This window comes from Propioniciclava sp. MC1683, from assembly GCF_014164675.1.
Lineage (GTDB): Bacteria > Actinomycetota > Actinomycetes > Propionibacteriales > Propionibacteriaceae > Propioniciclava.
Genome location: NZ_JACJFX010000013.1, coordinates 36,261 through 55,900, shown reverse-complemented (window position 1 = coordinate 55,900; position 19,640 = coordinate 36,261). Strand labels below are relative to the sequence as shown.

At 73.4% G+C, this 19,640-nt stretch carries 20 protein-coding genes; 10 read left to right on the top strand and 10 right to left on the bottom strand.

The features are described 5' to 3' along the window. Position 1 precedes the first annotated feature (1 nt). The 5 genes from H5397_RS09720 to H5397_RS09700 form a co-directional block, all read right to left on the bottom strand. On the bottom strand, positions 2 to 772 hold the full coding sequence (locus H5397_RS09720) for a DeoR/GlpR family DNA-binding transcription regulator (RefSeq protein WP_182817003.1): 771 nt from the start codon (positions 770 to 772) through the stop codon (positions 2 to 4). Further along, the gene (gene otnI, locus H5397_RS09715; RefSeq protein ID WP_182817001.1) at positions 769 to 1,548 is read right to left on the bottom strand and encodes a 2-oxo-tetronate isomerase; all 780 of its coding nucleotides are present in this window, start codon (positions 1,546 to 1,548) and stop codon (positions 769 to 771) included. Before otnI ends, H5397_RS09720 begins: the two co-directional genes overlap by 4 nt. A gap of 27 nt (positions 1,549 to 1,575) precedes the next feature. Beyond that, positions 1,576 to 2,820 carry a 3-oxo-tetronate kinase gene (otnK, locus tag H5397_RS09710; RefSeq protein ID WP_182816999.1) on the bottom strand — a complete coding sequence of 415 codons (1,245 nt, stop codon included), beginning with the start codon at positions 2,818 to 2,820 and terminating at the stop codon, positions 1,576 to 1,578. 113 nt (positions 2,821 to 2,933) lie between these two features. Then, positions 2,934 to 3,341, bottom strand: coding sequence for a VOC family protein (locus H5397_RS09705; RefSeq protein WP_131167864.1), 408 nt, complete (start codon positions 3,339 to 3,341; stop codon positions 2,934 to 2,936). Position 3,342: 1 nt separating this feature from the next. After that, positions 3,343 to 3,669: a DUF2218 domain-containing protein gene (locus tag H5397_RS09700; RefSeq protein ID WP_182817046.1), complete on the bottom strand. Its 327-nt coding sequence runs from the start codon at positions 3,667 to 3,669 to the stop codon at positions 3,343 to 3,345. Positions 3,670 to 3,782: 113 nt separating this feature from the next. Here H5397_RS09700 and H5397_RS09695 point away from each other — a divergent pair, with 113 nt between their 5' ends. From H5397_RS09695 to H5397_RS09680, 4 genes are all read left to right on the top strand, one after another. Next, positions 3,783 to 4,193, top strand: a complete 411-nt coding sequence (locus tag H5397_RS09695; protein ID WP_182816997.1) for a CBS domain-containing protein — start codon at positions 3,783 to 3,785, stop codon at positions 4,191 to 4,193. Positions 4,194 to 4,238: 45 nt separating this feature from the next. Then, positions 4,239 to 5,165, top strand: coding sequence for a DMT family transporter (locus H5397_RS09690; RefSeq protein ID WP_182816995.1), 927 nt, complete (start codon positions 4,239 to 4,241; stop codon positions 5,163 to 5,165). Between the two features lie 10 nt (positions 5,166 to 5,175). Next, positions 5,176 to 6,939: a sugar-binding domain-containing protein gene (locus H5397_RS09685; RefSeq protein WP_182816993.1), complete on the top strand. Its 1,764-nt coding sequence runs from the start codon at positions 5,176 to 5,178 to the stop codon at positions 6,937 to 6,939. Between the two features lie 78 nt (positions 6,940 to 7,017). Further along, a complete protein-coding gene (locus H5397_RS09680; RefSeq protein ID WP_182816991.1) occupies positions 7,018 to 8,727 on the top strand; it encodes a glycoside hydrolase family 13 protein in 1,710 nt (569 codons plus the stop codon). On the opposite strand, the gene H5397_RS09675 is transcribed toward H5397_RS09680, so the two are convergent. Together H5397_RS09675 and H5397_RS09670 are read right to left on the bottom strand one after the other, a co-directional pair. Further along, positions 8,663 to 9,877 (bottom strand): hypothetical protein, encoded by a 1,215-nt coding sequence (locus H5397_RS09675; protein ID WP_182816989.1) that lies wholly within the window; start codon positions 9,875 to 9,877, stop codon positions 8,663 to 8,665. The two genes, H5397_RS09680 and H5397_RS09675, sit on opposite strands and share 65 nt — an antisense overlap. Then, positions 9,874 to 11,295 (bottom strand): AAA family ATPase, encoded by a 1,422-nt coding sequence (locus H5397_RS09670; protein ID WP_182816987.1) that lies wholly within the window; start codon positions 11,293 to 11,295, stop codon positions 9,874 to 9,876. Before H5397_RS09670 ends, H5397_RS09675 begins: the two co-directional genes overlap by 4 nt. 167 nt (positions 11,296 to 11,462) lie before the next feature. Here H5397_RS09670 and H5397_RS09665 point away from each other — a divergent pair, with 167 nt between their 5' ends. Next, positions 11,463 to 12,938: an MDR family MFS transporter gene (locus H5397_RS09665; protein WP_182816985.1), complete on the top strand. Its 1,476-nt coding sequence runs from the start codon at positions 11,463 to 11,465 to the stop codon at positions 12,936 to 12,938. A 128-nt stretch (positions 12,939 to 13,066) separates the two neighbouring features. Beyond that, positions 13,067 to 13,456 (top strand): VOC family protein, encoded by a 390-nt coding sequence (locus tag H5397_RS09660; protein ID WP_182816984.1) that lies wholly within the window; start codon positions 13,067 to 13,069, stop codon positions 13,454 to 13,456. Between the two features lie 40 nt (positions 13,457 to 13,496). Here H5397_RS09660 and H5397_RS09655 read toward each other — a convergent pair whose 3' ends face one another. Further along, complete coding sequence (locus H5397_RS09655; RefSeq protein ID WP_182816982.1) at positions 13,497 to 14,840, bottom strand: HNH endonuclease signature motif containing protein; 1,344 nt, start codon at positions 14,838 to 14,840, stop codon at positions 13,497 to 13,499. A gap of 111 nt (positions 14,841 to 14,951) precedes the next feature. Between H5397_RS09655 and H5397_RS09650 the strand changes: the two genes are divergently transcribed. Further along, positions 14,952 to 15,956, top strand: coding sequence for an acyl-CoA thioester hydrolase/BAAT C-terminal domain-containing protein (locus H5397_RS09650; RefSeq protein ID WP_182816980.1), 1,005 nt, complete (start codon positions 14,952 to 14,954; stop codon positions 15,954 to 15,956). Positions 15,957 to 15,987: 31 nt separating this feature from the next. Here H5397_RS09650 and H5397_RS09645 read toward each other — a convergent pair whose 3' ends face one another. Further along, positions 15,988 to 16,617 (bottom strand): YigZ family protein, encoded by a 630-nt coding sequence (locus tag H5397_RS09645; RefSeq protein ID WP_182816979.1) that lies wholly within the window; start codon positions 16,615 to 16,617, stop codon positions 15,988 to 15,990. A gap of 42 nt (positions 16,618 to 16,659) precedes the next feature. Here H5397_RS09645 and cobT point away from each other — a divergent pair, with 42 nt between their 5' ends. After that, complete coding sequence (gene cobT, locus H5397_RS09640) at positions 16,660 to 17,676, top strand: nicotinate-nucleotide--dimethylbenzimidazole phosphoribosyltransferase (protein WP_182816977.1); 1,017 nt, start codon at positions 16,660 to 16,662, stop codon at positions 17,674 to 17,676. Further along, a complete protein-coding gene (locus tag H5397_RS09635; protein ID WP_182816975.1) occupies positions 17,673 to 18,461 on the top strand; it encodes an adenosylcobinamide-GDP ribazoletransferase in 789 nt (262 codons plus the stop codon). The genes cobT and H5397_RS09635 overlap by 4 nt, the downstream gene beginning before the upstream one ends. Before the next feature lie 14 nt (positions 18,462 to 18,475). Here H5397_RS09635 and H5397_RS09630 read toward each other — a convergent pair whose 3' ends face one another. Next, positions 18,476 to 19,009 carry a bifunctional adenosylcobinamide kinase/adenosylcobinamide-phosphate guanylyltransferase gene (locus H5397_RS09630; protein WP_309224328.1) on the bottom strand — a complete coding sequence of 178 codons (534 nt, stop codon included), beginning with the start codon at positions 19,007 to 19,009 and terminating at the stop codon, positions 18,476 to 18,478. Positions 19,010 to 19,053: 44 nt separating this feature from the next. On the opposite strand from H5397_RS09630, the gene H5397_RS09625 reads away from it, so the two are divergent. Beyond that, positions 19,054 to 19,617, top strand: a complete 564-nt coding sequence (locus tag H5397_RS09625) for a histidine phosphatase family protein (protein WP_182816973.1) — start codon at positions 19,054 to 19,056, stop codon at positions 19,615 to 19,617. Positions 19,618 to 19,640 lie beyond the last annotated feature (23 nt).

The following is a 19,640-nucleotide window of genomic DNA, read 5'->3' as shown; positions in this document are numbered from 1 at the left end:
TTCAGTCCGCGGGGTCCACGAGGACCACTTTCAGGCCGGCCTCGCGGAGGGAGTCCCGCGCCGCCTCGGACAGGCCGCTGTCGGTGATCAGCGCCTCGAACCGGCCGAGCTTGACCGATCGGTGCGCCATCACGCGGCCGTACTTGGAGCTGTCGGTGACCAGATGGGTGGTGGTGGCGTGGTCGACGATCGCGTCCTTGACCGTGCGCTTGGCGGCGCTCGCGATCGAGGTGCCGCGGGCGTCGAAGGCGGGGGTGGACAGGAACGCGACGTCGATGTTGAACCGCCCGATCGCGTCGGCGACCAACTCGCCCTCGGTGGACAGGTTGGCCCGGTCGACCTGGCCGGCGGCCAGGTACAGCTCGCTGGTGGACCGTTCGGCCAGCAGGCGGGCGATCACGAGGTCGTTGGTGACGACCACGAGGTCGGCCCGGTCGGCGATTTCCTCGGCGATGGCCAGCGTGGTGGTGCCGGCGTCCAGGAAGACGAGGTTGCCGGGGCCGACGAACTCGGCGGCTCGCCGGGCGATGGCCCGCTTCTCGCCGGGCCGCAGTTCGGCCTTGGTGGCGTGGCTGTCGTCGAGCGCCAGGCGGGACGGCAACGCCACCCCACCGGAGACGGAGCTGACCCGGCCCTGCGCCTCGAGGGTGGCGATGTCGCGGCGGACCGTCATGTGCGACACGTCGAGCAGCGTGACGAGGTCGGCGATGCTCGCCGTCCCCTGCTCGGCCAGGACGCGCAGGATGGTCCGCTGGCGCTCGACGGGGATCACGACTGGCCCCGGTAGGCGTCCAGCCAGCCCAGGCCCGCGGTGGTCTCGCCGGCCGGGTTGTACTCGCAGCCGACCCAGCCGTCGTAGCCGACCCGGTCGAGCGTGGCCAGCACGTACGGGTAGTACAGCTCGCCGCGGTCGGGCTCGTGCCGCTCGGGCACCGAGGCCAGCTGCACGTGGCCGATCCGGTCGGCGACCGCCTCGGTGAGGTGGGTGATGTCGCCGTCGGTGAGCTGGGCGTGGTACAGGTCGTACTGCAGCTTCACGTTGGGGCGGTCGATCTCGGCCAGCACGTCGAGCACGTGCGCGACGCTGGGCAGGAAGTAGCCGGGCACGTTGTACGGGTTCAGCGGCTCCAGCGTGATCAGGACGCCGTCGGCTGCGGCCCGCTCGGCGGCGTACCGGACGTGCTTGACGTAGCGGGCGCGGTGGTCGGCCGAGTCGGGGTCGGCCAGGCCGGCCATCAGGTGCAGCTTGGGCACGCCGAGGGCTCGCGCGTACTCCAGCGCCTGGTCGACCGAGGCCAGGAACTCCTCCTCGCGGCCCGGCATGGCGGCCAGGCCCTTCTCGCCGGCGTCCCAGTCGCCGGGGTAGAAGTTGAACAGGGCGATCTCCAGGCCGTGCTCGTCGAGCCGCGCCTTGATCTCGCCGGCGGGGTGGGCGTACGGGAACAGGAACTCGACGGCCTTGAAGCCGGCACGGGCGGCGGCGCCGAAGCGGTCGAGGAAGTCGACCTCGGTGAACATCATGGACAGGTTGGCGGCGAAGCGGGGCATGGTGGCTCTCCTGGTTTCTCGGGCGGGTCAGGCCTGGGCGCGGGTGAAGAAGTCGACGTCGCCGAAGTTGCCGGACTTCAGCGCGAGCTCGGTGCGGTCGTCGAGCGAGCGCACCCACGGCACGCCCGGCGCGATCTGCGGGCCGACGTGGAAGCCGTCGACACCCAGGGCGGTGGTCACCGACCCGGACGTCTCGCCCCCGGCCACGACGAAGCGGCGGACGCCGGCGGCCGACAGCTCGCGGGCGAGCCAGCCGAACAGCGCCTCGACGGCCTCGGACACCTCGGCGGCCCCGTGGGCCTCCTGCAGGCGGCGGACCTCGTCGGGCCCGGCGGTGGCGTACACCAGCGGCGCGGGCTCGGCGGGCTGGGCGAGCACCCAGGCGAGCACCTCGGCGCGGTACGCGTCGGGGTCGGCGACGAGGCGGTCGACGTCGACCGACAGGGCCGGGGCATCGGCGCGGTAGGCGGCGACCTGCGCGTTGGTCATCACCGAGCAGGAGCCCGACAGCACGACCGTCCGGCCCTCGACCGGCTGCCACGGCGCCGACTGGACGCCGTCGGTCCCGGTCGCCAGCGCGCGCGCGACGCCGGCGCCCAGGCCGGACCCGCCCGTGGTCAGCGGCAGGTCAACGGTCGCGGCTCCGATGGTGGTCAGGTCGACGTCGGTGAGCGTGTCGAGCACGGCGTACCGGACGCCGTCCTCCGCCAGGCGCGCGAGGGCCGCGCGCGTGGCGTCCGGCCCCTGCTGGATGACGGCGAACGGGACGACGCCCGCCCGGCCGGAGCTCTGGGCCTCCATGACGCGCACGAGGCTGGGGTCGGTCATCGGGGTGACCGGGTGGTTGCGCATGCCGGATTCGCTGAGCAGCACGTCGCCGACGAACAGGTGGCCCTGGTAGACGGTGCGGCCGTTGACCGGCAGCGAGGGGCAGATGACGGTGAGGTCGGCGCCGAGGGCCGCCATGAGGGCGTCGGTGACCGGGCCGATGTTGCCGGCCGGCGTGCTGTCGAAGGTCGAGCAGTACTTGAACAGGATGCGCTCGGCGCCGGCAGCGCGCAGCGCGTCGAGGGCGGCCAGGCTCATGCTGACGGCCTCGTCGGCGGGGATCGAGCGGCTCTTGAGGCTGACCACGATGGCGTCGGCCTGCGGCAGCGGGCCCTCGGGCACACCGTTGACCTGCACGGCCGACAGCCCGTTGGACACCAGGAAGCCGGCGATGTCGGTGGCGCCGGTGAAGTCGTCGGCGATGACGCCGAGCCGAATCGTCATGTGAACTCCTCGTTGAGAACGCGCCCAAGCTCCCGCCAGGCTAAACTTTTCCTAACGATAGATCACAAAACTTCACACAACAAGGGGTTGCCAAACCTCTGCGGGGCAGTTCGTCAGCGGTTGCGGGTGCTCAGCACGCAGAATTCGTTGCCCTCGGGGTCGGCCAGCACGGTCCACGTCACGGCGGCGTCGTCCTGGCCCACGTCGACCCGGGACGCCCCGAGGTCCAGCAGGCGGGCGATCTCGGCGTCCCGGTCCTGCGACGTGTGGGGCGCGAGGTCGATGTGCAGCCGGTTCTTCACCGTCTTGCCCTCGGGCACCGGCACGAAGACGAGGCCCTGGCCGCGCGCCATCCACTCCTCGACGTCGTCGACCGGGTCCTCGCTCATCCCCTTCGGGATCGCGACGGCCTCGTCGGGGGTGTCGTAGACGACGTCCCAGTCGAGGGCCTGCGCCCACCAGTGCACCTGGGCCTGCGGGTCGTGGCAGTCGACCACGACGGTGTACCACTTCAGGGCCATGTCACTCCCCCTCGTGCCGGTGCTCGGAGCCCGGCGTGCCGTCGGTGCGCGCCCACGCGCAGACCAGTTCGTCCTTGGCGCCGAACTTGACCAGGTGGCGCCCCACCACGCCCTCGAGCCGGTCGCGCGCCTCGGCGTCGTCGGCCTCCAGGCCCATCAGCAGGACGCCGTCGCCCGCGGCCAGCGTCACCCGGCCCGAGCCGAAGTCGACCCAACCCTCCTGGGCCTGCTCGTCCCACTCGGCGGCGACCTTGCGGCTCAGGTGCGAGGCGAGCTGCTTGGCGTAGCGGCCCGGCCGGTCGGTGGCGACCGAAGCGGTGCTGGTCATCTGCGTCACGGGGCAAAGCTACCCCGCCGATTGGCCCACCAGAAGGGGTTCCCTCCGCGGCCGAGGTGTGCAAGTGTGGCTTGGCAAGCACAAATGCAACGGAAGGGATGACCATGAAGACCGCGAAGGACCTGATGACCTCGCCGGCCGAGTGCCTGGCCCCCGACGAGACGCTCGTCACCGCAGCACGCATGCTCAGCAAGTACGACGTGGGTTCGATGCCCATCCTGGACGGCGACACGCTCGTCGGCGTCGTCACCGACCGCGACATCGTGGTCGAGGCCATCGCCAAGGGGCTCGACCCCAAGGACACCCCGGTCAGTGCCATCGCGAGCACGAACGTGGTCACGATCGAGGCGTCCGCCCCCGCCGAGGAGGTGGCCGCCCTGATGGCCGAGCACCAGGTGCGCCGCCTCCCGGTTGTCGACGGCGGCAAGGTCGTCGGTGTGGTGGCCCAAGCCGACGTCGCCCGCGAGCTCGACGAGGGCACCACGGGCGAGGTCGTGGAGGAGATCTCGCAGTAGCGTCACACGGGGGGCGCCCACGCGCGCCGTGCGAGGATGCCCCGCGTGACGCACCACCGGACGGGCCTCGGCTGGCTCGTGCTCGCCGGCGTGACCTGGGGCACCTCGGGCACGCTCGGCGTCCTGCTGCGCGGTGAGTCGGGGCTGGCCCTGTTGCCGGCGGGCGGGTACCGCATCCTCGTCGGCGGCCTGCTGATCCTGGGCTTCGTGCTGCTCACCGGGCGGCTGCGGCTGCCGAGCACGGCGTCCGCGTGGGGCCGGGTGGCCGCGCTGGGCTTCGCCTCGGGGCTGTACCAGGTGACGTTCTTCTCGGCGATCGGCTTCGTGGGCATCGCCGTCGCGACGCTCATCACGATCGGGTCGACCCCGCTGATGGTGCTCACGATCGAGGCGCTCACCGGTCGGGTCCGCCTCACGGGACGCCTCGCGCTAGCCCTGGGCGCGGCCCTGGTCGGGCTGCTCCTGCTGGCAGGCTCGCCGCCGGAGGGGATCGCGTTCGGCGACGCCCTGATCGGGGCGGGACTGTCGCTGGTGGCCGGGGCGTCCTTCGCGGGCATCTCGCTGCTGGGCGCCAACCCCGACCCGGACTTCGACGACGCCACGGGCACGGGTCTGGCGTTTCTCGGCGGCGGGGCCGCGGTGCTGGCGGTCGCCACCCTCTTCGGACCCATCGGCTTCACCATCACCCCGCTGTCGCTGGTGCTGGTCGTCGCCCTGGGGCTGGTCCCGACGGCCGTGTCCTACCTGTCCTACCTGCGCGGGCTGCGCACGCAGTCGGGCACGATCGGCTCGCTGGTCGCCCTGCTCGAACCGGTGACCGCGACCACGCTCGCCGCCCTGGTGTTCCGCGAGTGGCTCACGCCGCCGGCGGCCCTCGGCGCCGCACTGCTGCTGTCCGCCGTCGTGCTCACCACGCTCGGCCCCCGCTCCGCGGTGCCGCGTGACACGATGGAGCCCGAGCTGCATCCCTAGGGAGGTTCCCATGGTCGACGTTCCCACCCGGCCCGCCCCCGACCACCCCTGCCCCACCTTCGCTCGGCCCCGCTGGGCCCTGCTCGACGGCGCGTGGGACTTCTGCGAGGGCCACCCGAACGACACACCTGCCGACTGGGCGTGGGACCGCACGATCGAGGTGCCCTTCCCGCCCGAGTCGCCCGCCTCGGGACTGGGGCTCGAGCGCTGCGACCACCCCCGTTACCGGCGCACGTTCAAGCTCGACGACACCCTCGCGTTGGCGGAGGGCGAGCGGCTGCTGCTGCACTGCGAGGGCGTCGACCACGTCGCCCGTGTGTGGGTCGACGGACACTTCGTCGGCGGCCATGAGGGCGGCTACACCCCGTTCGTGCTGGACGTCACCGACGCCCTCGGGGAGGGGCCCGAGCACGAGCTCGTCGTCGCCGCGACCGATCTGGCCCGCGACCTGGAGGTGCCCCGCGGCAAGCAGGACTGGCACGACCGCCCGCACGCCATCTGGTACGGCCGCTCGTCGGGGATCTGGCGCTCGGTCTGGCTCGAGGTCGTGCCCGCCGTGCGCCTGGACTCCGTGGCCTGGACCACGGCCGACACCTTCGGGCAGCTGCACGGCCTGGTCTGGATCGTCGGGTGGGACGAGGCCGACGACCTGGCCGTCGAGGCGTCCTACGCCTGCATGGGGCAGCCGCTGGCCACGGTGACAACCACCGCCACCGCTGCCGCCGTCGAGGTGCACGCACGGCTGGGCAAGGCGGCGCACGCCGACACCCCCTTCCTCTACTGGAGCCCCGACCTGCCCCTGCTGATCGACATCCGGGTGCGGCTGCTGCGCGGCGACGAGGTGCTGGACGAGGTCGCCTCCTACACCGGTCTGCGCCACGTGCGGGTGAGGGACGGGGTGGTCGAGCTCAACGGGGTCGCCGTCTTCTCGCGGCTGGTGCTGGAGCAGGCCTACTGGCCCGAGACCCACTTCACCGCGCCCTCCCTCGAGGCGTTGCGCGCCGAGGCCGAGCTGATCAAGGGGCTCGGGTTCGACGGGCTGCGGATGCACCAGGCCAGCGCCGACCCCCGGTTCCTGCGGGCGTGCGACGAGGTCGGGCTCATGGTCTGGGCCGACGTTCCCGCCGCGTACGTGTACACGCAACGCTCCACCGAACTGGTGGCCCGCACGCTCACCGAGCTGGTCGCCCGCGACCGGAACCACCCGTGCGTGGTCGCGTGGGTGCCCTACAACGAGAGCTGGGGCGTCCCCGGCGTGGCCGACTCGCCGTGGCAGCAGGCGGCCGTGCGCGCGGGGTACTGGCTGGCCAAGGCCCTCGACCCGTCGCGCCTCGCGATCGGCAACGACGGCTGGGAGAACGTCGCCGGCGACCTCGTCGGCGTGCACGACTACAGCCACGACCCCGAGGTGTTGGGACGCCGCTACGGCTCGGCGGAGGCGGTCGCGGCCACCCTGACCGGCGACCGGCCGGGCGGCAAGGTCCTGCTGGTCGACGCCCCTGTCGCGGGGACGCCGGTCGTGCTGAGCGAGTTCGGCGGGGTGACCCTGCGCGACGGCGACGACTCGTGGGGCTACGGCGAGGTTGCGGACGCCGAGGCCCTGGTCGAGCGGGTCCGGGCCCTGGTCGCCCGGGTCGGGACGGCGTCCGGGCTGGTGGGCTTCTGCTGGACCCAGCTCACCGACTGCCTGCAGGAACAGAACGGCCTGGCCTGGCCCGACCGGACGCCCAAGGCCCCGATCGCAGAGCTGCGGGCGGCGATCCGCGAGGAGTGACCGGCGTTTTTCTTTGAGTCGGAGAAAAGATCGCGGAATCGCTTGACCCGGCTCACTCGGCGGCGGTTGGCTTGACCCATGAGCAACCCGCACTTCCTCGACCCCGACTGGTGGCGCCACGCCGTGGTGTACCAGGTGTACCCGCGCTCGTTCGCGGACGCGGACAACGATGGGACCGGTGACGTCCGCGGGATCACCGAGAAGCTGCCCTATCTGGCCGAGCTCGGCGTCGACGCCGTGTGGGTGAGCCCCTGGTACCCCTCGCCGCTGCTCGACGGCGGCTACGACGTGGCCGACTACTACGACATCTCCCCCGACTTCGGCACGCTCGCCGACGCCGACGCGTTCATCGCCAAGGCGCACGAGCTGGGCATCCGGGTGCTCATCGACCTGGTGCCGAACCACTCCTCCTGGGAGCACCCGTGGTTCAAGGAGGCCCTGGCCGCGGCCCCGGGCTCGCCCGAGCGCGACCGGTACGTCTTCCGCGACGGCCGCGGCGCCGACGGCGAGCTGCCGCCCAACAACTGGGCCTCGATCTTCGGCGGCCCGGCGTGGACGCGCACCACCGACCCCGACGGCACGCCCGGCCAGTGGTACCTGCACCTGTTCGACATCAGCCAGCCGGACTGGAACTGGGACAACCCCGAGATCCCGGCGATGTTCGACGACGTGCTGCGGTTCTGGTTCGACCGGGGCATCGACGGGTTCCGGGTCGACGTCGCCGACGCGATGGCCAAGGACCCCGCCCTGCCCGACGTCGCGGTCGACCCGCACACCGGCCTGGGCACCAACGACAAGCGGGTCGGCTCGCCGCAGTGGGACCACGCGGGCGTCGCCACGATCCAGCGCCGCTGGCGCGCGGTGGCCGACGAGTACGCCGACACCGAGCTGGGCGGGCGCGTGTTCGTCGCCGAGGCCTACCTCGACCCGATCGAGCGCCTCGTCGAGTACGTGCGCCCCGACCGGCTGCACACGACCTTCAACTTCGACGCCCTGATCTCGGCCTGGACGGCCGACTCGCAGCGTGCGGTGATCGCCAAGACCGTGCCCGCGCACGAGTCGGTGGGCGCGCCGACGACCTGGGTGCTCGGCAACCACGACAACACCCGCGTCGCGACGCGGTACGGCAAGCCGACCACCGGCAAGGACTACACCGCCGTCGAGCACGAGGACGCCGCCCTCGACCCGATCGAGCTGGGTGCCGCGCTGCACGCCATGCCCACCGACATCGACCTCGGACGCCGCCGCGCCCGCGCCGCAGCCCTCCTGGAGTTCGCGCTGCCGGGCGGTGCCTACATCTACCAGGGCGAGGAACTCGGGCTGGACGAGGTCGAGGACATCCCCGAGGAGCTGCTGCAGGACCCGGCGTGGGAGCGGTCGGGCCACCGGGTCCGGGGCCGGGACGGCTGCCGGGTGCCGCTGCCGTGGTCGGGCGAGGCCCCACCGTTTGGCTTCGGCCTGGACGCCTCCCCGTGGCTGCCGCAGCCGGCCCGCTGGGCCGACCTGACCGCCGAGAAGCAGGACGCCGACCCGGCCTCGACGCTCAACCTCTACCGGGCGGCCCTCAAGCTGCGCCGGGAGCGGGCGGACTTCCGGACCGACGCGCTGGCCTTCCACGCTGTGGACGGGGGCGACGTGCTCGCGTTCACGCGCGGTTCGGGCACCCTGGCCGTGGTCAACTTCGGCGCCGAGCCGGTCGAGTTGCCCGCCGGTGAGGTGCTGCTCAGCTCGGTCGACCTCGTCGACGGGCGCCTGCCCTCGGACGCCGCCGTCTGGCTGGCCGTCTGAGGCCAACCTCTCGTCGGTGCCTCGAGGGCCGCTCCGGGCCCGCGGTCAGGGCGTGACGCGGCGCTGCCACACGCCGTCGTGGACGATCGGGTTGAAGCCGGTGGCCTCGTTGACGGCGAGCATGGGCCGGTTCTCCTCGGCGTTCCAGGTGACCACCCGGGTGTGTCGCGGGTGGTGCTCCCGGAGTTCGACGAGGTTCACCAGCTTCATGAGCAGGCCCAGCCCGCCGGCACGGCTGCGCACGCGAACGATGACCGTGGCCGCGGTGGCCGGCGAGCACGACGGTGTCGTGCTGGTTCACCACGACGGCGCTGCCGACGAAGAGGCTGCTGAAGCCCACCAGTTCACCGGTGGCGCGCTCGACCGCGACCACCGTGCGGATGGTCTTGCCGCCCCCGGAGACCTGCGTCTCGAAGTCGGTGAGGCGGGCGTCGTCCCACACCTCGGGCTCGAACAGGACGCCGCCGCCGGGGGCGTCCGCCGCCATGCCCTCCTTCAGCCGGCACACGCCGGCCCGGTAGGGCTCGGGGGTGAAGCCGGACCACGCGACGACCTCGTAGCCGGGCGCCCCCGCGCGGGCGGCGGCAAGGCGCTCGTCGAGGTCGGGCAGGGCGCGCAGGTCGAGGACGCTGATCCGGTACACCTGCTCGAGGGAGTAGCCGCGCTCGAGGAGCGCGGCGACCTCGGGGTCGGCCGGATCCGCGCCGCCGTACCCGGTCGCCGCGACCACCGGGCCGGACGCCGCGGCGTCGGAGTCGCCCCGCAGGTCGGTGCGACCCTGGGCCACGGCGACGGACTCGGCGTGGTCGAGCAGGGCCTCGATCGCGGCCTTGGCCTCGCCGGCGTCGAGGCCGGGTTCGGTCGAGATGACGATTTCGGCGACGTCGGTCGCCTCCAGCTGGGGGGTGAACAGCTGCACCGTGCCCACGAGCCGGCCGTCGCGGTGCCCCACGAAGGCCTGGCGCCGCTCGTTGGCCGGGGGCAGCAGGGACGACAGCCGCTCCTCGGGGCTGCGGACGGCGACGCCGGGCCCGAACCTGGCGGCGTTGGCGCGCTCGATGTGCTCGTGGAACTCCCGGAACCGGTCGCCCCGCGGCCCCGGTTCGCCCGGGGCGTCGGGCAGGGCGAGTTCGGTGACGACCGTGCTCACCGGTGCACCCCCGGCTGGGCGCCCCCGAACCCCAGCGGCGCGGCCCCCGCGTGGCCGAGCAGCGCCCGCGTGGTGGTCTCGCGCTCGCCCATGAGGGTGTCCAGCGCGCGGGTGAGGTGGGCGTCGCCCGGCTCCTCCCCCGCCACGGCAGCCTCGAGCACGGCGCGACGCATCAGCTCCTTGGCGAAGGACGCCGTCACGCCCTCGGTGCGGCGCGCGGCGTCGGCCAGCGCGACGTCGGAGTAGGCGATGTCGCCGGCGTAGAGCTCGAGCAGGCGCCGGCGTCCGGATGGGTCGGGGAGCGGGATCTCGACGGCCAGGTCGATCCGGCCCGGCCGCTCGACCAGCGCGCGCTCGAGGGTCTCCACCCGGTTCGTCGTGAGCAGGAAGGTGACGTCGGCGTCGGCGTCCAGCCCGTCCATGGCGTCGAGCACCTCGAAGAGCAGGGGCTTGGGGCCGGCCCCGAACGACCGGTCCTCGGCGACGAGGTCGCAGTCCTCCAGCACGACGATCGCCGGCTGCAGGTGGCGGGCGACGGCCGCAGCCAGCGACACGAACCGCAGGGCGGTGCCGGCCAGCACGATCACCGTGTGCCCCGGGCTGCGGTGGATGACGTGGCGCACGGTGTGGGTCTTGCCCGTGCCGGGCGGCCCGTACAGCAGCAGGCCGCGCTTGAGGTGCTGGCCGTGGCGGCGCAGCAGGGCGGCGTGCTCGGCGATGCCGGTCACGTGCTGGACGATCCGGGCCAGGGAGTCCGCGGGCAGGATCACCTGGTCGGCCGTCACCTCGGGCCGGGCGAGGAAGCTCATGCCGCCGGACTCGTCGCCGTACCCCGTCTCGTCGAAGGTGACCACCTGGCCGCGCAGCACCGAGTGCTCGGTGGCGAGGCCCCGCGCCTCCTCCACGAGCGCGGTCGCGAGGTCGCGGTCGGCGCAGATCACCTCGACGCTGCCGTACTCCTGGCCGAAGCGCCGGTTCGCCTGCCGCTGGAGGACGCCGACCGGCTCCCCCTTGTAGCGGAACAGCCGGACGCCGAACCCGATCGCGCGGCGGCGCTCGTCGTGGCCGACCGGCAGGCTCACGTAGTCGACCTGGCCCACGCCGAACCGGACGAACGCGGCCCCCACGAAGTCGCTCAGCGAGTGGTGGAAGCGCATCTCCCCGCCCGAGACGCCGACCTCGCGGCCGTCGGGATCGGCGGCGGCGAGCAGGCCGAGGGCGGTGTCCCAGTCCGCGTAGCGGTGGTTGGGGACCTCCTCCCCCACGATCGCCATGTCGCCGATCGGCCCGCCCAGGTGCTCGGCCACGACGGTGGCGAACCGGACGCCGTCGGTCTCGCCCACCGCGTGCTCGGCCGCCTCGGCGACGGCACGGAAGTTGCGCAGGAATCCGGACAGGTCGGGGGTGGTCTCCTCCATGACCGCAGGCTAGCGGCCCGCCCCGACAAGCGGCCGAGCCGTGGGCCGGCGTCCGGAGTGCATTTGGGCCGCGGGCCCGCCGCGCCTTACGCTGGATCGCCCCCCAGTTCCATTTCGCCGGTCAACGTCGACCCACGATGCCCCGCACGAGCGCCGAGGAGACACCCGTGACCGCACCCGCCAGGCCCGAGCCCGCGGCGTCCGGCAACGCCCCGACGGGGCACCGCTCGATCATCATCATCCTGCTCGTGGCCGCCTTCGTGGTGATCCTCAACGAGACCACGATGAACGTCGCGCTCGCCAGCATCATGGGCGACTTCGGGGTCACCGAGCGCGCCGCGCAGTGGCTGACCACGGCGTTCATGCTGACGATGGCGATCGTCATCCCCGTGACCGGCTGGCTGCTGGAGCGGCTGCACACCCGCACCGTGTTCACGCTCGCCATGGTCCTGTTCAGCCTCGGCACGGCGATCGCAGCCGTCGGGCCCACCTTCGCGCTGCTGCTGGCCGGACGCGTCGTGCAGGCCTCCGGCACCGCCGTCATGATGCCGCTGCTGATGACGACGATCATGCAGCTCGTGCCGCCTCACGGCCGCGGCCAGATGATGGGCAACATCTCGATGGTCATCGCGGTCGCCCCGGCGACCGGACCCACCCTGTCGGGCCTGCTGCTCCAACTGGGCTCGTGGCGCTACATCTTCGCGTTCGTCCTGCCGATCGCGCTGGCGATCCTGGCGCTGGGGCGCGCCAAGCTGCGCAACGCCAACGAGCCGCGCCCCATCCCGCTGGACATCGTGTCGGTGCCCCTCACCGTGCTCGCCTTCGGCCCCCTCATCTACGGGTTGTCACTCATCGGCGACTCCACCGTCCCGTTCTGGGAGCCCATGCTCGCCATCGGCGTCGGCATCGCCGGCCTCATCGGCTTCGCCGCCCGCCAGTTCGTACTGCAGTCACGCGACCGGGCGTTCCTCGACCTGCGCACCTTCACCTTCGGCACGTTCACCGTGGCCCTGATGATGATGGCCATCGGCATGATGGCCCTGTTCGGGACGATCATCATGCTGCCCCTGCTGCTGCAGCGGGTGTACGGGCTCGAGCCCATCCAGGTCGGCCTGATGATGCTGCCCGGCGGCGTGGCCATGGGCGTCATGGGCCCGCTCGTCGGCCGCCTCTACGACCGCCTCGGCCCGCGCGCGCTCGTCGTCCCCGCCAGCTTCGTGGTGCTCGGCGTGTTCGTCGCCTTCTCGTTCCTCACCCCCTCGACACCGTGGTGGCTGGTCACCGTCGGGCACATGCTGATGAGCACCTCGTTCGCGTTCATCTTCACGCCGCTGTTCACCGTGGCCCTCGGCTCGCTGCCCAAGCGGTTGTACTCGCACGGGTCGGCGCTGATCGGCACCATCCAGCAGGTCGCCGGCGCCGCGGGGACCGCCCTGTTCGTCACGGTGTTCGCGATGCAGTCGGAGGCAGCCGCGGCCGCGGGGGCGTCCGAGGCGCGCGCGATGCTCGAAGGCGCGCACTGGGCGTTCCTCGGCGCGGGCGCGGTCTGGACCGCCGCCGTCGTCGCCGGGTTCTTCCTCCGTCGCCCACCCGAGGACGAGGACGCCGACGCCGACGACTCCCCCGCCGCGTTCGCCCACTGAGCTGTCGCACCAGTCGCCTCGGGGCGTCCGAACGGCTCGGCAGGCCCCGGGTGCGAGCCCGCGTCGTTCACCCAACGTTCAGGCGGCACCCCCTTCCCAACCATGCGAGGCGCGGGTTAGCGTCGGGCATGGCACACGGTGACATCACGCACATCGACATTCCCGTGAGTGACCTCGGGAAGGCGCAGGAGTTCTACTCCGACCTCTTCGGCTGGAACATCCGCGCACTGCCCGGCTTCGAGGACTACCCCATGTGGATGGCCCCCAACGGCATTAGCGGCGGCGGTCTCGCCCCGCGGGACGAGGGGTTCGCCCAGCCCCGGTCCTACGTCGAGGTCGACTCGATCGACGACGTCCTGGCCAAGGCCCGGTCGCGGGGCGCCACGGTCACCCTGCCGAAGACGCCGATCAGCGACACCAGCTGGTTCGCCGCCTTCACCGACCCCGACGGCAACGACATCGGCCTCTACGAGGGCACAACCGATACGTCCGGAGCAGGCACCGACGGCGAGGCCTGATCACTCGCCGCCCCGGCCACACCTGCCCTGCGGCAGGCCCTCACTGCCGCAGCCTCGGGTTGCGGAACCGCTGGTGACGCCGCGGGGTCGGCGTGGGGTCGACGTGCCTCGGGGGCACCACCTCGGGGACGCCGTCGGCGCCCATCTGGTGCCGCCACCGCCAGGGAGGGTCGCCGCGGCGTGGCTCGACAATCGGGTGGTGGTGGCGGCAGTACAACGCGAGCTCGCCGAGGTTCGTTCCACCGCCGTCGCGCCAGCCCCTCGTGTGGTGGGCGTGGCACCAGCCGGGCGGCATGTCGCAGCCCGGGAACACGCACCCGCCGTCGCGCAGCGCCAGCGCCACCCTCTGGAGCGCGTCGGCGTAGCGGTTGCCGCGGCCCAGGTCGAGCACCTCGGACGGCCCGCCCAGCACCACCGGCAGGACGTCCGCCTCGACCAGGAGGCGCCGCAGGTCGCCCGGCGCGATGCCCTCACCACTGGCGAGCAGGCCGTGCTGCTCGGCCAGGGCCCGCAGGTGGTCGTAGTACAGGAGCACAAGCACGCGCGGACGGTCCCCGTCTGCCCCGGGCGCCCAGCCCTGTGACGCGGCGAACCAGCCCAGCTCGAGCAGGGCGTCGGCCCGCAACTGGGCCGCGGTGCGCACGGCCACGAGGGAATCACCCCGGTCCAAGGCGGCCCGCTGGGCGTGCAGGACGGCGTTGACCCGGGCGTCGAGTTGGGAGATCAGGATCTCCGCCTCGCCCACCGGCAGGTAGGCGTTCACTCGGACGCCCCCGACCCCGTCGCGGGTGAAGGTGACCCGCCGCTCCCGCCGACACCGCTTCTCCTGCGCCGCCAGCCGGGCCTCCTCGAGCGCCTCGGCCTTCTCGGGTGCGACCACCCCCAGCAGGTGCTTCGACAACTGCGACAGCCCGCTGGGGTCGAACTCGCCCGCGAACGCGACCATCTCGGCCTCGGCCTGCTCGCGCTCGGCACCCGCGAGCTCCTCCGGCAACTCCTTCAGCACGCTCGCGATCGCCTGCGCCTGGGCCGGCGCGACCTCCCCCGCCAGCGCCGCCGCCCGCACCGTCGAGAGCGACCGCAACGCCTCGGCCCGCTTGATCAGCGCCCCCGCGTGCCGCGGGTTGAGCCGGTGCCGGTCGGCCAGCCACGCGCGCAACCCGCAGCCCACCGCGATCCGCGCGGCATCCGCGCGCTCCGCCTCGCCGACCACCTCCACCAGCAGGCTCTCGACCACCGCGGCGAGCCGCACGCAGGCGTCCACCACCGCCAGCCGGTCGGCCGGCCTGGCAAGCCGTCGCTCGTCGTGGTCGAGCCCGAGCACGAGTTCCTCGGCGGCCGCGAGGGTCGCCAAGGTGGCTCCGACCTGGGGGTGGTCTTCCATGCACCCAAGCTATTCGCACCCACCGACAATTTCCACGCGCCCCCGAGACGGACAACAACCGGACAACACCTCCCCCGGTGGCCTACCGTGGAGCCAACCCCGGGAGGCCCCATGAAGAAGCTCGGCAAGGTCCTGCTCGCCATCCTCGGAGTCCTCCTCGCCCTGGCCCTGCTCCTGCTGGCCGTGCGGCTCGTGAACGGGTTCCGGTACCCAGAACCGCCCGCGCTCGCGGTCAACCTCGACCCGGCGTCCTATCCCACGACCGTGCCCGGCGCGACCGTCGAGCGCGTCGACCTGGACCGTCTGCAGGGCTTCCACCTCAGCCCCGACACCCCCAGCCATGACGGGCTCGTCGTGATCTGGGGAGGGTCCGACGGCGGGCCCGACTTCGCCCGCGCCGCCCGCATCGCGGGGCAGGGCTACCACGTGCTCAGCCTGTTCTTCTTCGGGCAGCCGGGGCAGCAACCAATCCTCGCCGAGGTGCCCCTCGAGGCGTTCGAGGACGCGCTCCGCTGGCGCGCCGAGCACGCCCCCGGCCCCCTCACCGTGATCGGCACGTCCAAGGGCGCCGAGCTCGCCCTCGCCCTGCAGGCCCGCTACCCCGACATCGACAACCTCGTCGTCTACGCGCCCACGACCCACACGTGGCAGGGACTGGACTTCGCCACCGAGAAGTCGTCCTGGACGTGGGCCGGCGAGCCGGCCCCCTACGTCTCGTTCCGCCACGCAGACCCGCAGTCGGTCACGGCCATGTTCGCGGCGATGCTGCTGAACACCCCCGTCCGCCTGTACGAGCAGTACGCCAGCGCGCTGGCCAACGACCCGGACGCCGAGCGCGCGGCCATCCCGTTCAAGCTCTCGGGCCACCTGCTGGCCTTCGCCGGCGAGGACGACGCCATGTGGCCCTCCGCCGACGCCGCGCGGCACTGGGGCGCGCAGGCCCCCGGCCGCACCGAGGCGCACACCTACCCCGGGGCCGGCCACCTGTTCGGCGCGCACGACGGCTGGGCCGGCGGGTTCGCGATGGGCGGGAACCGCGCGGGCAACGAGGCCGCGCTCGCGGCGTCCGACACAGTGCTGGACGCCTCGCTCGCGGCCTGGCACCCGGCCCGGTGACACGCCCTGCCCACCCTGATGCACGGCTGCATCAGGTCGGGAGCTCCACCACCTGCTCCCCCAGCGGCACGAGCTCGACGTCGGCCTGCGCCACCTCGCGCACCAGCGGCAGCGCGGCCTCCGGGTCGTCGACGGCCAGGGTGAGCAGCACGGACGCGCCCCACTCGGCGTCCACCACGTCGACCCCGCGGTTCATCAGCGCGCCCTGCACCCGGCCGGCCTCGGACGCCCCGACCTCCAGCCCGACGAGCTGCCGGACGACCGGCCGCACCCGCGGCGTCCCGTCGAGGGCTTGGGCGACCGCGTCGGAGTAGGCCCGGACGAGCCCGCCCGTGCCGAGCAGCACGCCCCCGAAGTAGCGGGTGACGACGGCGACAACGTTCGACACTCCCGAGCCGCGGAGCACCTCGAGCATGGGCATGCCGGCGGTCCCGGCGGGCTCGCCGTCGTCGGAGGAGCGCTCGACGGGTTGGGCGTCCGGCACGTCGACGATGAACGCCAGGCAGTGGTGGCGCGCGTCGGGGTAGGCGGCGAGAACGGCGGCGATGACGGCGCGGGCGGCCTCTTCGTCGTCGACGCGGGCCAGGCGCGTGATGAATCGCGAACGGCGGACCTCGATCTCCGTTTCGGCGTCGAAGCCGCGCGGGAGCCACAGGGTCATGCGGGCCATCATCGCACCGAGCGGACGTGCGAGGATGGCCGGGTGACTCCGATCGCCCCTCCCGACCCGTCCGTCCTCGCCGCAGCACGCTCGCTCAGCGACGCGCAGGCCAAGCCGACCGGGGCGCTGGGTCGCCTCGAGGAGCTGGCCGCGTGGGTGGCTGCGTGCCAAGGGGTGTGCCCGCCGCGGCCGCTGGCCGACGTGCGCGTGGTCGTGTTCGCGGGCGACCACGAGGTGGCGGCGTCGGGCGTCTCGGCGTACCCGGCCGAGGTGACCCTGGCGATGGTGCACGGCATCCTGGCCGGCGGCGCGGGGGTGAACGCGCTCGCCCGCGCGGTCGGCGCCAGCGTGGCGGTCTACGACCTGGGCGTCCGGTCGCTGGAGGGCGTGCCCGCCGAGGTGCGCCGCTTCCACGTCGGCCCCGCCCGGGCCATCCACGAGCAGGACGCCCTCACCCCCGAACAGCTCGACGCCGCCATGGACGCCGGGGACACCATCGCCGCCGAGGCCATCGCCGAGGGCGCCCAGCTGCTCATCGCCGGCGACCTGGGCATCGGCAACACCACCCCGTCGGCCGCCCTGCTCGCCGCGAGCCTCGACCTGCGCGGCGCCGACGTCGCCGGCCGCGGCACCGGCATCGACGACAAGAAGCTCGCCGGCAAGGTCGCCGTGATCGACCAGGCCCTCGACCGCATCGGCGACCGCGCGCGCGACCCGCGCCAGCGCTTGGCCGCCCTCGGCTCTGCCGACATCGCCGCCGCGGTCGGCTTCATCAGCGGGGCCGTCCGCCGGGGAGTCCCGGTCGTCGTCGACGGCCTGATCGCCAGCGTCGAGGCACTGCTGGCCGACGAGCTCTACCCCGGCTCCCGGGCGTGGATGGTCGCGGGCCACCGCTCCACCGAACCCGGCTGCGAGCTCGCCCAGACCCACCTCTGCCTGACCCCCATCCTCGACCTGCAGATGCGCCTGGGCGAGGGGTCGGGCGCCGTGCTGTCCGTGGGCGTGCTGAAGGCCGCCGTGGCCGCGCTCCGCGAGGTCACGCTGCTCGCCGACCTGTGAGCGCCTTCGCCGACGGGCTCCGCCTCGCCTGGGGGACCCTCACCGCCCTCCCCGGTCCGGCCCCCCGCCGTGTCGACCGGTCGGTCGCCCGCGTGGCGATGAGCCTGGGTTGGCTGGTCGTCCTGCCGGTCATGGCCGCGGCCGCCGCCGTGGGCTGGGGACTGACGCTGGTCGGCGTCCCGCCCCTGGCCGCCGGCCTCGTCACCGTCGGGATCATCCAGCTCGCCACCCGCGCCATCCACGCCGACGGGCTGGCCGACACCGCCGACGGGTTGGGCTCGGGGCGTCCGGCCGACCGGGCCCTGGAGATCATGCGGCGCGGCGACGTCGGGCCCATGGGCACCACCGCGCTCGTCCTCGTGCTGGGCCTCCAGGCCGCGCTCCTCGGCGACCTGCTGGCCCGCCCGTGGGGCTGGGTCCTGGCGGCCCTCGCCCTCGCCACCGGACGCCTCGCGCTCGCCTCGGCCTGTTCCACGGTCATCCCCTCGGCGCGCCCGGAGGGCCTCGGCGCGGCGGTCGCCGGTTCGGTGCCGTCGTGGCTGGTCACGGCGCTGCACATCGGGCTGGTGCTGGTCGGCATGGTGCTCACCGACGCGCTCGCGAGCCAGCTGGGCGCCGACGTGCCCCGGCACGCCTGGGTGTGGGGCATGGTGATCGGGCTCGCCCTGACCACGGCCACCCTGTACGCCGCGGTCCGCAAGCTGGGCGGCATCACCGGCGACGTCCTCGGCGCGATGGTCGAGCTGATGACGCTGGGCCTGCTGCTGGGCCTCGCGATCCGCTGAGCGCGAGCGCGCCCCTACAGGTGCAGCGCCCGCCCCGCCACCAGCAGCACGACGTCGTCGCAGACCGCCCCGAGCGCCTGGTTGGCCCGGCCGAGCAGGTCGGCGAACAGCCGCCCCGACGCGTGCTCGGACACCACGCCCCAGCCCACCTCGTTGGTGACCAGCACGATCGGCCCGGGGTGTTCTGCCACGGCCAAGGCCAGGTCGGCGATCCGGCGCTCGAGCTCGGACGTCACGACCGGGCGGGGGGTGTCCCAGCCCACGGCGTCCAGCTGGCGGGTCAGCCACGTGCCGACGCAGTCGACGAGCACGGGCCCGGGCTCGGCTCGCACCGCGGCAGCCACGTCCACGGTCTCGACCGTCGCCCACGACGCCGGCCGCGCCAGCCGGTGCGCGGCCACGCGGGCCGCCCACTCGGGGTCGACGTCGGGCTCGGCGGGGTAGCCGGGCGTGACGTAGGTCACCGACGTGCCGAGCTCGAGCATCGTCTGCTCGGCCCAGCGCGACTTACCACAGCGCACACCGCCGGTGACCAGGATCCGTTCCACGATCCGCACCCTACCGAGCCTGCCCGCGGTCTATGTTGGGGGCCGTGAGCAGCAGCCCCCGCTTCACCTTCGTCCGCCACGGGCAGTGCGTGGCGAACGCCCAGGGGCGCGTCGTGGGCCAGCTCGACAGCCCCCTCACCACGCTGGGGTACACCCAGGCCGAGGGTGCTGCCGTCCGCCTGGCCGGACGCCGCGACCTCACCGCCGTCATCACCTCCGACCTGCAGCGCGCCCACGCCACCGCCCGGATCATCGCCGGCGTGCTCGACCTGCCCCTCTTCGTCGAGCCGGGCCTGCGCGAGCAGCACTTCGGATCGATGCAGGGCGAGCTGTTCGGCGACCTGACCGCGTCCAGCCCCGGCCGCGAGCACATCAACGAGGTGCGCTGGGGCGGCGGCGAGTCGGTCGCCGACGTCTACGCCCGCGTGCTCGACACCTTCGTGCGCATCGAGGCCGCCCACCCCGGGCCGGTGGTGCTGGTCACCCACGGCCACGTGATCCAGATCGGCATGTCGCTGCTGCGCGGCCACGGCGCGCGCGACATCGAGTGGTTCGACCTGCCGAACGGCGGCATCGTCAACGCGCCGCCGCCGGTCCCGGCCACCTGACCCCGCACCACCCGCGACCAGCC